A 12,547-nucleotide genomic window follows, 5' to 3' on the forward strand; every position below is an offset into this window, starting at 1 on the left:
CACTCCTCTTCGGGGGCCTTCGTCGGGATGAAGGCCGCTGGGTCAGGACTCGAGGATCGCGACGACGCCCTGGCCGCCGGCCGCGCAGACGGAGATCAGCCCGCGCTTGCCGGGGCCGGCCTCGTGCAGCTGCTTGGCCAGCGAGGCGACGATGCGGCCGCCGGTCGCGGCGAACGGGTGCCCGGCCGCCAGCGAGGAGCCGTTGACGTTGAGCCTGTCCCGGTCGATGGCGCCGAGCGGGGCGTCGAGGCCGAGGCGCTCCTTGCAGAACGCCGGGTCCTCCCAGGCCCTGAGCGTGGCGAGGACCGTGGAGGCGAAGGCCTCGTGGATCTCGTAGAAGTCGAAGTCCTGCAGGCTCAGGCCGTTGCGGGCGAGCACCACCGGCATCGCGTAGGCCGGCGCCATGAGCAGGCCCTCGCCCCCGTGGACGTGGTCGACGGCGGCGGTCTGCGCGTCGACGAGGTGGGCGAGCACGGGCAGGCCGTGCTCGGCGGCCCACTCGTCGGAGGACAGGAGCACGGCCGAGGCGCCGTCGGACAGCGGCGTCGAGTTGCCGGCGGTCATCGTGGCGCCGGGGTGGTCCGTGCCGAAGACCGGCTTGAGCCGCGCCAGCTTCTCCACGGTCGTGTCCGGCCGCAGGTTCTGGTCGCGGGTCAGACCCAGGTAAGGCGTGACGAGGTCGTCGAGGAAGCCGCGGTCGTAGGCGGCGGCCAGGTTGCGGTGCGAGCGGACGGTGAGCTCGTCCTGCTCCTCCCGGCCGATCCCCCACTCCCGGGCGGTGATCGCCTGGTGCTCGCCCATGGCCAGACCGGTGCGCGGCTCGGCGTTGCGCGGGATCTCCGGCACCAGCTGGCCGGGGCGCAGGCCGCGCAGCGCCGCCAGCCGCTGGCCGAGCGTCTTCGCGGAGTTCAGCCGGATGAGCACGCGGCGCAGGTCCTCGTGGACGGCGAGCGGCGCGTCGGAGGTGGTGTCGACGCCGCCGGCGATGCCGGACTCGACCTGCCCGAGGGCGATCTTGTTGGCGACCAGGACGGCGGCCTCGAGGCCGGTGCCGCAGGCCTGCTGGACGTCGTAGGCCGGCGTCGCGGCCGACAGCCTGGACCCGAGCACCGACTCGCGGGTGAGGTTGAAGTCCCGGGAGTGCTTGAGGACGGCGCCGGCGACGACCTCGCCCACCTGCTGCCCCTGCAGGCCGAAGCGGGCGACCAGGCCGTCGAGCGTCGCGGTGAGCATGTCCTGGTTGGACGCCTGCGCGTAGGCGGAGCCCGACCGGGCGAACGGGATGCGGTTGCCGCCGAGGACGGCGGCCCGGCGGGGCTGGGGCGAGCTCATCGGTGGACCTCCGGGGTCACGGGACGCCATCGGCGCTACGAGGGCCGCACGTGGTGGCCGGTACCGACGGTACACGGTACTGTCGGTTACATGAAAGGCGAGACGGCGTCCCGGCGGCGCGACCGCCGGGACTCGAGGTGGGACGAGCACCGCCGTGCGCGCCGCGAGCAGCTGGTCGACGCCACCGTCGCCGCCGTCGGCAAGCACGGCGCGGGCGTGGGCATGGACGAGATCGCCGCGGAGGCGGGGACGAGCAAGACCGTCGTCTACCGCCACTTCGCCGACCGCAGCGAGCTCTACGTCGCCGTCTGCAACCGCGTGGCGGCCCAGCTCACCGAGAAGCTGCGCGCGGCGATGACCAGCACCGGCCACCCGCGCGGGATGGTCGCGGCCGCGGTCGAGACCTACCTGGCCTTCCTCGAGGCCGACCCCGAGCTCTACCGCTTCGTCGTCGCCCACCCGCTGCTGGACCGGCCGGTGGACGCCGACCCGGTCAGCACGCTGTCCGACCTGGTCGGCGCCGAGGCCGCGGCGCTCGTGGCCGTCGCCCTGCGGCAGGCCGGCCGCGACGACGCCGCCGCCGCGCCCTGGGGCCACGGCCTGGTCGGCCTGGTCCGCGCCGCCGCCGACTGGTGGCTGCGCGCCGAGCGTCCGATGCCCCGGGCCGACCTCGCCGCCCACCTCACCGAACTCGCCTGGGCCGGGCTGCGCGGCCTGGTCCCCGACGACACCGTCCACCCTCCCGAGGAGAACGAGTGACCTCCACCCTGCCCCGCACCGTGGACCCGGCCTGCCTGCAGGAGGTCCTCGACGGACGGTGGGCGCACGTGCGCCGCGACGCCCGGGAGCAGCTCGGCGACCCGGAGTACGCGCCGGTCTACGGCGAGTCGGTGCAGGAGGCGCGCGAGCGGGTCACCCGGCTGGCCGGGGAGCTGGCCGCCACCGGCCGCGTCGGCCTGGGCTTCCCGAAGGAGTACGGCGGCGAGGCCGACGCCGGCGGCTCGGTGACCTCGATCGAGATGCTGGCCTACGGCGACCTGTCGCTGATGGTCAAGGCCGGCGTCCAGTGGGGGCTGTTCGGCGGCGCCGTCCAGCTGCTCGGGACCAGGCGCCACCACGACGCGTACCTGCCCGACATCATGAGCTTCGCGCTGCCCGGCTGCTTCGCCATGACCGAGACCGGCCACGGCTCCGACGTCCAGCAGCTGCGCACCACGTGCACCTACGACCCCGACACGCGGACGTTCGACCTGCACACCCCGCACGAGGCCGCGCGCAAGGACTACATCGGCAACGCGGCGAAGGACGGGCGGATGGCGGTCGTCTTCGCCCAGCTGGTCACCCAGGGGGAACCGCGCGGCGTGCACGCCTGGCTGGTGCCGATCCGCGACGAGGACGGCAACCCGGTGCCCGGGGTCACCATCGGCGACGACGGCCCGAAGGCCGGCCTGCTCGGCGTCGACAACGGCCGGCTCACCTTCGACCACGTCCGCGTGCCGCGGGAGATGCTGCTCGACCGCTACGGCCAGGTCGCCGAGGACGGCACCTACACGTCGAGCATCGAGAACGAGACCCGCCGCTTCTTCACCATGCTCGGCACCCTGGTCCGCGGCCGGGTGAGCGTGGGCGGCTCGGCCGGCTCGGCGACCCGGATGGCCCTCGACATCGCCGTCCGCTACGGCGACGTCCGGCGCCAGTTCGCCGCCCCCGGCCGCGACCGGGAGATCGTGCTCAACGACTACCTGGTCCACCAGCGCAAGCTGCTCCCCGCCCTGGCCACCTCCTACGCGCTGGCGTTCGCGCAGGAGGAGCTGGTCGGCACGATGCACGACGTCCAGACGGCGGTGCACGAGCACGGCGAGGCGGTCGACGAGGCCGCCCAGCGCGAGCTGGAGTCCCGCGCCGCCGGGCTCAAGGTCGCCAACACCTGGCACGCCACCCGCACCATCCAGACGTGCCGCGAGGCCTGCGGTGGTGCCGGCTACCTGGCGGAGAACCGGCTGCCGCAGCTCAAGGCCGACACCGACGTGTTCACCACGTTCGAGGGCGACAACACCGTCCTCCTGCAGCTGGTCGCCAAGGGCCTGCTCACCGGCTACCGGGACGCCTTCGGCTCCCTCGACGGCTGGGGCCGGGTCGCCTTCGTCGCCGACCTGGTCCGCGAGGCCGTCCTCGAGCGGACGGCGGCCCGCGGCCTCATCGCCCGGCTGGTCGACGCCGTTCCCGGCCGCGACGACGACGTCCCGCTCCGGGACCGCGGCTGGCAGCTGCGGATGTTCGAGTTCCGCGAGAAGCACACGCTCGAGGGCGCCATCCGCCGGCTGCGCCGCAACGCCGCCACGGCGTCGTCGCCCACCCACCCGATGGAGCCGTTCGCGGTGTTCAACAGCGTCCAGGACCACGTGCTGCGCACCGCGCAGGCGCACGTCGACCGGATCGTGCTGGAGGCGTTCGTCGCCGGGATCGAGCGGGCCGCCGACCCGGGCGCGCGGGCGCTGCTCGACACGCTGTGCGACCTGTACGCGCTGTCGACGATCGAGGCGGACAAGGGCTGGTTCCTCGAGCACGGGCAGCTCACCGCGGCCCGGTCCAAGGCGCTGACCGGCACGGTGAACGCCCTGCTCGGCGAGCTGCGGCCGCACATGGTGACGCTCGTCGACGGCTTCGGGATCCCGCACGTGTGGAAGAACGCGGCGATCCTCGAGGAGGAGGCGGGCCGCCAGGAGGCGATGCACCGGGAGGACACGGCCGCCCAGGACGCCCGCCTGCGGGCCGCCGGTGACACGGCCCCCGGCGGCAGCCGCGACGACACCGCCACCTCCGTGGACGTGCCCCCGGGTCAGTGATCCGGAACGGACCGGGTGGGGCGACTGCCCGCCCGGTCCGGTCCTGGCGGGAGGATGGGCGTTCGTGAGCACCCTCGCCGCGGCCGCCGAGACGCTGCGGATCCCCGCCGCCGTCGACCTCGCCGCGATCGTCGTGGGCGCGCTCACCGGGGGCCTGCTCGCCGCGCGCGAGGGCTTCGCCGTCTCCGGTGTCCTGCTGCTCGCCGTGAGCGGCGGGCTCGGCGGCGGCCTGATCCGCGACGTCCTGCTCGCCTCGGGCCCGCCGGTGGCGCTGACCAACCGCGCCTACCTGCCCACGGTCGCCATCACCGCGATGGTCACCTTCTACTTCTCCGGCTGGCTGTCCCGGCTGACCCGCCTGCTCGTGGTGCTCGACGCGGTCACCCTGGGCCTGTTCACCGTGATCGGCGCGCAGAAGGCCCAGCTCGCCGGCCTGCCCAGCGCCTCGGTCGTCTTCATCGGGACCCTGACGGCGGTCGGCGGGGCGGTGATCCGCGACGTGCTGCTGGCCCGGCGCGCCGACATCGTGCAGCCGGGGCCCTACAACGCCGTCGCCGCGCTGCTGGGCGCCACGGCGCTCACCGTGCTCGCCGGCCCGCTCGGCCTCGCCCCGATCCCCGTGGCGCTGGTGGTGATCGTGCTGGTCGCGGTGCTGCGGGTGCTGTCGGTGTGGCGCGGCTGGGAGGCGCCGGTCGCCGTCGACCTGCCCGACCGGGCCCGCCAGCGGCTGAGCCGCGACCGGTCCGGGCGGCCGGACGGCAGACGCCGGGCGCTGCGCCGCCGGGTGCGCTGAGGGAGCGGCGCCAGCAGGATGGGCGGCATGCCCGAGCGCGAGCACGACGTCGTCCTCTTCGGGGCCACCGGCTTCGTCGGCCGCCTGGTCGCCGCCTACCTGGCCCAGGCCGCGCCGCCGGACCTGCGGATCGCACTGGCCGGCCGCTCGCGGGAGAAGCTGGTCGCGGTCGCCGGCGGCCTGCCCGCCTCGTCGCGGCACTGGCCCCTGGTCGAGGCCGACACCGGCGACCCGGCGTCGGTGACCCGCATGGCGGAGAGCACGCGCGTGCTCGTCACCACGGTCGGGCCCTACCAGCGCTACGGCCTGCCGGTCGTGGAGGCCTGCGCGCGGGCGGGCACGCACTACGCCGACCTCACCGGCGAGGTGCTGTTCGTGCGGGAGGCCATCGACCGCTGCGACGCGATCGCCCGGGAGACCGGCGCCCGGCTGGTGCACGCCGCCGGCTACGACTCCATCCCGTCGGACCTGTCGGTGTTCCTCCTGGCCGAGCGGGCCCGCCAGGACGGCGCCGGCGGGCTCACCGACGTCCGCCTCGTGGCCACTGTCCGCGGCGGGGTCAGCGGCGGCACCGTCGACTCGATGCGCGCGCAGGTCGAGTCCATGGCGACCGACCGCACGCTGCGGAAGGTCATCGGCGACCCCTACGCCCTCTCCCCCGACCGGGCCGCCGAGCCCGCCACCCGCCAGCCCCCGGACGCCATGCCCCCCGCGCTGGCCGCCGAGGGCCGGTGGACGGCGCCGTTCGTCATGGCGCCGTTCAACACCCGCATCGTGCGGCGCAGCAACGCGCTGCAGGAGTGGGCCTACGGGCGCGGCCTGCGCTACGGCGAGTCGATGAGCACCGGCCGTGGCATCCCCGGCGTCCTGACCGCCGCCGGCGTCACCACCGGCCTGGCGGCTGCCTTCGGCGCGATGGCGTTCGCGCCGACGCGCGCCCTGCTCGACCGCGTGCTGCCCGCGCCCGGCAGCGGGCCGAGCGAGTCGGCCCGGGAGAGGGGCTTCTTCCGGATGATCGTCGACGCCGACACCGAGAGCGGGCGGCGCTACCGCGCCACCGCGGCCGGGAAGGGCGACCCCGGTTACGCGGCGACGTCGGTCATGCTCGGCGAGGCCGCGCTCGCGCTGGCCCTCGACGAGGACCGGCTGCCGCGGCGGGCGGGGTCGCTGACCCCCTCGACGGCGCTGGGCAACGTGCTGGTGGAGCGGCTGCGCGCCGCCGGGCACACCTACGAGGTCACGGCCCTGTAGGGGCTGTCGCCGGGGAGTGGGGCCCGGAGGGTCCCGCGAGGAGGCGACGAAGGGGCTCAGCGACGCCGGGGACGGCTCCCGGCCGCGGTGCGGTCCGGGAGGACCGCAGTGTCACCGGACACGGACGGCGAGCAGCGCGACGTCGTCCTCGGCGCCGGGCAGGAACATCCGCCCGAGCACGCGGTCGCAGAGCTCGTCGAGCGGCAGGTCGCCGTACTCCTCCAGGGCGGCGACCAGCGCGGCGGTGCCGGCGTCGAGGTCGCGGTCGCGGCGCTCGACGAGGCCGTCGGTGAACAGCAGCACCGTGCTGCCGCGGGGCAGCCCGCAGGAGTGGTCGGTGCGCGGCCGGGCCGGGTCCACACCCAGCAGCAGGTCCGCCGTCCCCGGGTCGAGGACCCGCACGCTCTCGCCGGGCAGCACCAGCACCGGCGGCGGGTGGCCGGCGCTCGACCAGCGCAGCACCGCCTCGTCCCCCGTGCCGTCCCCCGCGCCCTGCTCGAGCCGGGCGACCACCGCGGTGGCCATCGCGTCCAGGGCCAGCCCGGCGGCCGCGCGGTCGAGCCCGGCCAGCACCTGCGCCGGTGAGCCGCCGCCGGCGTAGCCGATGCCCCGGAGCAGGCCGCGCAGCTGGCCCATCGCCGCCGCGGCGTAGCGGTCGTGCCCGACGACGTCGCCGATCGCGAGCACGACCGCCCCACCGGGCTCGACGAACGCGTCGTACCAGTCGCCGCCGATCTCGGCGCCCTCCGAGGCCGGCACGTACCGGACGACGATCTCGCAGCCCTCGGGCCGGGGCGGCGCGGTGAGCATGCTGTGCTGCAGGGCGTCGGCGAGGTCGCGCTGCTGCTCGTACAGCCGGGCGGCCTGCAGCGCCAGCCCGGCGCGGCGGCCGACCTCGACCGCCGTCTCGATCTCACCCGGCGTGTGCGGGCCGCGCTCGGCTCCGTTGGCGGTGCCCAGGGCGCCGATGACCCGTCCCGCCGCCACCAGCGGCACGATCAGCGCCGAGCGGGGCTCCAGCCGCAGCAGCGTCTCCCGGTCGGCGAGGTCGGGGAGGGAGCGCGCGATGCGGTCCGCGTCGAGCTCCGGCAGGACCAGCGGCCGCCCGGTGCGCGTGACCACCCGCGCGGCGTGCTCGTCGCTCATGCCCCGGGTCATCGCGTGCACGTAGTCGGCGACGTCGGCGCGGCGGGCCGGGTCGCGGTGCGCCCAGGCCACCTCCTGCAGCCGGCCCTGCTCCTCGGTGACGACGATCCAGCACCAGTCCGCGAGCGCGGGCACGACGATGTCGGCCAGCCGGTCGAGCTGCTCACCGATGTCGAGGCTGCCCGAGAGGACCCGGCCGGCGTCGGCCAGCAGCTGCAGCCGCTGGTTGGCCTCGGCCATCGCGGCGACGGCGGCGGCCCGCTCGTCCTCCGACCGCAGCCGGGAGACGCTCAGCGCGATCTGCGCGGTCAGGGCCTCGAGCAGCTCGACGTCGTCGGCGGCGAAGGCGTGGTCGGTGTCCCAGGTGACCACGAAGCTGCCCAGCGGCCGGCCCTCCACCTGCAGCGGCAGCGCGGCGATCGCCCGCAGGCCCAGCGCGGCACCGACCTCGGCCATCCGCGGGAAGCGGGCGACGGCCTCGTCGAGGTCGGCGAACAGGAGCCGCTCACCGTGCCGGGCGGCGTACTGGGTGGGCAGCTCGTCGTCGAGCTCGACGACCACCGCGTCGAGCGGCAGGTCCACCTGTGCCTCGGCGGCCGCGGCGGCGACGGTGTCGGCCAGTCCGCGGGCGAGGTGCACGCGCAGCAGCCCGGTGCCGTCGAGGACGGCCAGCGCGCTGGAGAAGGCCCCGAGGACCCGGGCGCCGCGCAGCGCGATCTCGGCCAGCTCCGCCGGCGCGGTGGCGTTGGCCAGCTGGGCGGCGACCTCCGCGACGGCGGCGGCCCGCTGCACGGCGGCCATCCGGCGGGCGGCCTCGGCCCGGGCATCGGTGACGTCCACGACCGTGCCCAGCACCCGCACCCGCTCACCGCGCACGTCGCGCACCACCCTGCCGCGGGACACGGTCCACCGCACCGTGCCGTCGGCGTGCAGGGCGCGCGCCTCGACGGCGTACTCCCCGGGACCGGCGAGCGCCTCGGCCATGGCGGTCCGCACGGCCTCGTGGTCGTCGGCGTGGATCCGCTCGGCGAGCATGCTGTCGAGGTCGGTGATCTCCAGGGGCCCCTCGATGCCGTGCACCGCCGCGCAGCGCTCGTCCCAGTGCAGCACGCCGTTGCGCAGGTCGTACTCCCAGATCCCGACCGCGCTGGCCTCCAGGGCGACGTCGAGCCGGGCGAGGGAGGCACCGATCGCCGAGCGCGCGGCGGCGAGCTCCAGCTCGGCGACCACGGCAGAGGCGAGGTGCTCGAGCAGCGCGACGTCGTCGTCCTGCCAGGTCCGCGGCGCGGGGTCGTAGACGGCGAGGGCGCCCACCACCCGGCCCGAGGCCGAGACCAGCGGCGCGCCGAGGTAGGCGACGACCTCGCCGGAGGTGACGGCGGACAGCCCGGCCAGCGTCTCGTCGGCCCGCGCGTCGGGCACGGCCAGCGCCCGGCCCTCGCGGACGATGCGCTCGGAGAAGGCGCCGGTGAGCAGCGCGCGGCCGCCGACGACGCCCGGCGGCAGGCCGTGCCCGCCGACGACGATGTCGCGGACGGTGAACAGCGTGACCTTCGCGTGGCCGGCACCGAGCAGCCGCGCCGCCAGCCCCGACAGCCTGTCGTAGGCCGCCGGGCCGGGCACCTCGACGAAGAGCCGGCGGGCGGCGGCGACGCGGTGCGGGTCCTGCAGGTCGTCGACGGCCGGGGACGGCTGGGGCACGGTCACGGCCCTCCTCGTCCGGACGCGGCCCGGACGGCCGCAGCCGACCATGCTGCCACGGGCGGCGGCCGGACGGACGGCGCCGTCCGCAGCCGCGCGGGTCGTCCCCGCCCGGGTGAGGCTCCCCGCCGGTGGGCTCGTGCCCGGGGAGCCGGGGGTCGATGGCCCGTCCCATGACGGGGATGCTGACGCGGCGGCTGCCGGACTGCCGCCCCCTGCTGTCCGACCCGGACGACCTCACGCTGGTGTTCCAGCCGATCGTCGACCTCGCGCGGGCCCGGGTGGCCGGCTACGAGGCGCTCTCGCGCTTCCCCGGCACCGCCGGCCCGGAGGTGTGGTTCGCCGCGGCCGCCGACGCCGGGCTCGCCGCCGAGCTCGAGGCGCTGGCCCTGCACAAGGCCCTGGCCGCCGTCCCCGACCTGCCGCCGGACACCTTCCTCACCGTCAACGTCGGCCCGCACCTGCTCGGCACCCGACCGGTGCAGGAGGCGCTCGCGACGCGGCCCGACCTGCGCCGCGTCGTCGTCGAGCTCACCGAGCACGCGCCCGTCTCCGACCTGTCCGCCCTGCGGGTGCAGGTCGCCGCGCTGCGCGCCCGCGGCGCGCTGGTCGCCCTCGACGACACCGGCTCCGGCTGGTCGGGTCTGCAGCAGCTGGCCGCCCTGCGCCCGCAGCTGGTCAAGCTCGACCGGTCCCTGGTGGCCGGCGTCGACAGCGACCCGGTGCGGATGGCCCTCGCCGAGATGGTCGGCGAGTTCGCCGGCCGCATCGACGCCTGGCTGCTCGCCGAGGGCATCGAGACCCGCGGCGAGCTGGCCGCGTTCTGCCGGATCGGCGTCCCGCTGGCGCAGGGCTGGCTGCTCGGCCGCCCCGGCCCGGGGTTCGCGCCGCTGGCCCCCGACGTCGCCGCGCTGGTCCGCGGGCACACCGCGCGCGCCCGGACGGCGTCGACCGTGGCGGGCCTGCTGCGCCCGGTCCGCCAGTCCGAGGTCACCGAGGCCTCCCCCGGCGTCCCCCCGGTCGTCCTCGTCGGGCCGCAGGGCGAGCCGCTGGCACTGCGGCTGGCCGACCCGCGCACCGGGCTGGCGCACACCGCCCCGGTCTCGCTGCGGGCGCACCCCACCGACGACGTCACCGCCACCCTGCACCGGGCGCTCACCCGCTCGCCGGCCCAGCGCTTCGACCCCGTGGTCTGCACCGACGCCTCCGGCGCCGTCCTCGGCCTGCTGCGCGTCGAGGACCTGGCCTCCGCGGCCGCCGCCCGATGACCCCGCCGCCGGTCCGGGGGAGCGGTCCGCACGACCCGGGAGCGACCGGTGGAGACCTCCGCCTGAAGGGACGTCGTCCCCCGCCGCACCGCCCGCTGCACCGCCGCTGACGACGGCGGGGTCCTCGGCCAGGTCGCCGGGCACGCCGCCGTCGACCACGGCCTCGCCGGGGTCGGTCCGGAGCCGGTCGCCGCCGGCTGCGCGCACATCCGCGCCGCCTGAGGCGCGGTCGCGCGGAGCGGCGATCCCCGAGCCGCCCCGCGGGAGCCTGGGACGGGTGGGACCGGGGTGTCGGCTGGGTGTGATCCGCCGCCTGGACTGGCCAGATGCGCCGTCGGCGTGTCACGGTGCCCCGGGCCGGCCCGTCCTGACGGGGACCGGTCCGTCCCGGGCGCCCGTCCGGGACGGCCGCCGCACCCCGCGGTCGGCACTCCCACACGGCGGCCCGCCGAGACCGCGCGGCCGCGACGTCCCGAGAGGAAACCCGTGAACAAGGCCGAACTCGTCTCCGCCATCGCCAAGCGCGCCGACGTCCCCAGCGCCACCGTGGACGCCGTCCTGAGCGGCCTGCAGGAGGAGCTCGTCGAGGCGATCACCCGCGGCGAGAAGGTCGCCGTCTCCGGCCTCATCACCGTCGAGCGCACCCAGCGGTCCGCCCGCACCGGCCGCAACCCGCAGACCGGCGAGTCGATCGACATCCCCGCGGCCAACACCGTCAAGGTGACCGCCGGCTCCAACCTCAAGAAGGCCGCCTCCAACGTCCCGGTCTGACCGGCGGGGACGCACCGACGTCCGGTCCGATCCGCGGTCGCCCCGCCGGGGCGGCGCCTGACCCGTGTGACCTCGCCCACGCAGCGTGGGTCAGGATGCGCGGGCAGGCGCCGCCCGAGGGCGACGGCGCCGGGACGGAGGAGCACGTGGCGAGCGGACTGACCCTGGACACCGACCCGGCCGAGGTCGGTCTCGACGCCGGCCGGCTGGACCGCCTGGACCGGCGGCTGACCCGCTGGGTCGACGACGGCCAGCTACCCGGCTTCCTCGTCACGGTGTCGCGGCACGGCCGGCTGGCGCACGTGGGGCGGTACGGCTCCCGCGACGTCGAGAACGGCCTGCCGGTCGAGGAGGACACCCGCTGGCGGATCTTCTCGATGACCAAGCCGGTGACCTCGGTGGCGGCGATGATGCTGTACGAGGAGGGGGCCTTCGAGCTCAGCGACCCGATCACCAAGTGGCTGCCGGAGTTCGCCGGGACCCGCGTCTACGTCGCCGGGTCGGCGCAGAAGCCGGTCACCCAGCCCCAGGTCGAGCCCATCCGCGTGTGGCACCTGCTCACCCACACGTCCGGGCTCACCTACGGCTTCCACCACGCCCACCCGGTCGACGCGATGTACCGCGCCATGGGGCACGAGTGGGGCACCCCGCCCGGCGTCGACTCGGCGGAGGCGTGCCGCCAGTGGGCCTCGGTGCCGCTGGTCTTCCAGCCCGGCTCGGAGTGGAACTACGGCGTCTCCACCGACGTCCTCGGCCGGCTCGTGGAGGTCGTGTCCGGGCAGACGCTCGACGTCTTCTTCCAGGAGCGGGTCTTCCGCCCGCTGGGCATGACCGAGACGTCCTTCGGCCTGCGGGAGGACGACGACGTCGCCTCGCTGGCCCGCCTGTACGCCGCCGTCCCGGGGGCGCCCGGCGGCCCGGCCACCGCGTTCGCGCCGATCGACGCGATGGGCGAGGCGGCGCACCGCAAGCCGACGTTCCTGTCCGGTGGCGGCGGGCTGGTGTCGACGGCGGGTGACTACCTGCGCTTCTGCGAGATGCTGCGCCGCGGGGGCTCGTTCGACGGCGGGCGGCTCCTGGGCCCGCGCACGCTGGCGCACATGGTCCGCAACCACCTGCCCGGCAACGCCGACCTGGAGACCTTCGGCCGGCCGCTGTTCGCCGAGACGCCGCTGCGCGGGGTGGGCTTCGGGCTGGGCTTCTCGATGGTGCTCGACCCCGCGCGCTACGGCGGCGTCGCCAGTGCCGGCGACTACAGCTGGGGCGGGGCGGCGTCGACGGCGTTCTACGTGGACCCGGTCGAGGACGTCGTCGTCAGCTTCTACACGCAGCTGCTCCCCTCGAGCACGCTGCCGATCCGCGCCTACCTGCGCGCCCTGGTCAACCAGGCGATCGTCACCTGAGGGCGCGCACTCCCGCGGACGTGCACCGTGCACGTC

General features: G+C 76.2%; 9 protein-coding genes and 1 pseudogene. 8 read left to right on the forward strand and 2 right to left on the reverse strand.

What is annotated here, in order from left to right; translation table 11 throughout:
* Positions 1-42 precede the first annotated feature (42 nt).
* Positions 43-1,332, reverse strand: coding sequence for an acetyl-CoA C-acetyltransferase (locus tag JD79_RS05110; protein WP_170149122.1), 1,290 nt, complete (start codon positions 1,330-1,332; stop codon positions 43-45).
* A gap of 90 nt (positions 1,333-1,422) precedes the next feature.
* Here JD79_RS05110 and JD79_RS05115 point away from each other — a divergent pair, with 90 nt between their 5' ends.
* From JD79_RS05115 to JD79_RS05130, 4 genes are all read left to right on the forward strand, one after another.
* Positions 1,423-2,091, forward strand: coding sequence for a TetR/AcrR family transcriptional regulator (locus tag JD79_RS05115; RefSeq protein ID WP_110004644.1), 669 nt, complete (start codon positions 1,423-1,425; stop codon positions 2,089-2,091).
* Positions 2,088-4,178 carry an acyl-CoA dehydrogenase family protein gene (locus JD79_RS05120; RefSeq protein ID WP_110004645.1) on the forward strand — a complete coding sequence of 697 codons (2,091 nt, stop codon included), beginning with the start codon at positions 2,088-2,090 and terminating at the stop codon, positions 4,176-4,178. The genes JD79_RS05115 and JD79_RS05120 overlap by 4 nt, the downstream gene beginning before the upstream one ends.
* 64 nt (positions 4,179-4,242) lie before the next feature.
* Positions 4,243-4,971 carry a trimeric intracellular cation channel family protein gene (locus tag JD79_RS05125; protein WP_110004646.1) on the forward strand — a complete coding sequence of 243 codons (729 nt, stop codon included), beginning with the start codon at positions 4,243-4,245 and terminating at the stop codon, positions 4,969-4,971.
* Positions 4,972-4,998: 27 nt separating this feature from the next.
* The gene (locus JD79_RS05130) at positions 4,999-6,222 is read left to right on the forward strand and encodes a saccharopine dehydrogenase family protein (RefSeq protein WP_110004647.1); all 1,224 of its coding nucleotides are present in this window, start codon (positions 4,999-5,001) and stop codon (positions 6,220-6,222) included.
* Positions 6,223-6,333: 111 nt separating this feature from the next.
* Here JD79_RS05130 and JD79_RS05135 read toward each other — a convergent pair whose 3' ends face one another.
* Positions 6,334-9,075 (reverse strand): SpoIIE family protein phosphatase, encoded by a 2,742-nt coding sequence (locus JD79_RS05135; protein WP_245899729.1) that lies wholly within the window; start codon positions 9,073-9,075, stop codon positions 6,334-6,336.
* Positions 9,076-9,230: 155 nt separating this feature from the next.
* On the opposite strand from JD79_RS05135, the gene JD79_RS05140 reads away from it, so the two are divergent.
* The 4 genes and pseudogenes from JD79_RS05140 to JD79_RS05155 all read left to right on the forward strand — a co-directional run bounded on the left by JD79_RS05140 (position 9,231) and on the right by JD79_RS05155 (position 12,511).
* Positions 9,231-10,337, forward strand: coding sequence for an EAL domain-containing protein (locus JD79_RS05140; RefSeq protein ID WP_245899731.1), 1,107 nt, complete (start codon positions 9,231-9,233; stop codon positions 10,335-10,337).
* Between the two features lie 78 nt (positions 10,338-10,415).
* A pseudogene (locus JD79_RS23475) lies at positions 10,416-10,559 on the forward strand (DUF1059 domain-containing protein); the annotation flags it as partial.
* A 117-nt stretch (positions 10,560-10,676) separates the two neighbouring features.
* Positions 10,677-11,108 carry an HU family DNA-binding protein gene (locus tag JD79_RS05150; RefSeq protein ID WP_281270277.1) on the forward strand — a complete coding sequence of 144 codons (432 nt, stop codon included), beginning with the start codon at positions 10,677-10,679 and terminating at the stop codon, positions 11,106-11,108.
* 146 nt (positions 11,109-11,254) lie between these two features.
* A complete protein-coding gene (locus JD79_RS05155; RefSeq protein ID WP_110007448.1) occupies positions 11,255-12,511 on the forward strand; it encodes a serine hydrolase domain-containing protein in 1,257 nt (418 codons plus the stop codon).
* The last annotated feature ends 36 nt before the right edge of the window (positions 12,512-12,547 follow it).

It is taken from the genome of Geodermatophilus normandii (genome assembly GCF_003182485.1).
GTDB lineage: Bacteria > Actinomycetota > Actinomycetes > Mycobacteriales > Geodermatophilaceae > Geodermatophilus > Geodermatophilus normandii.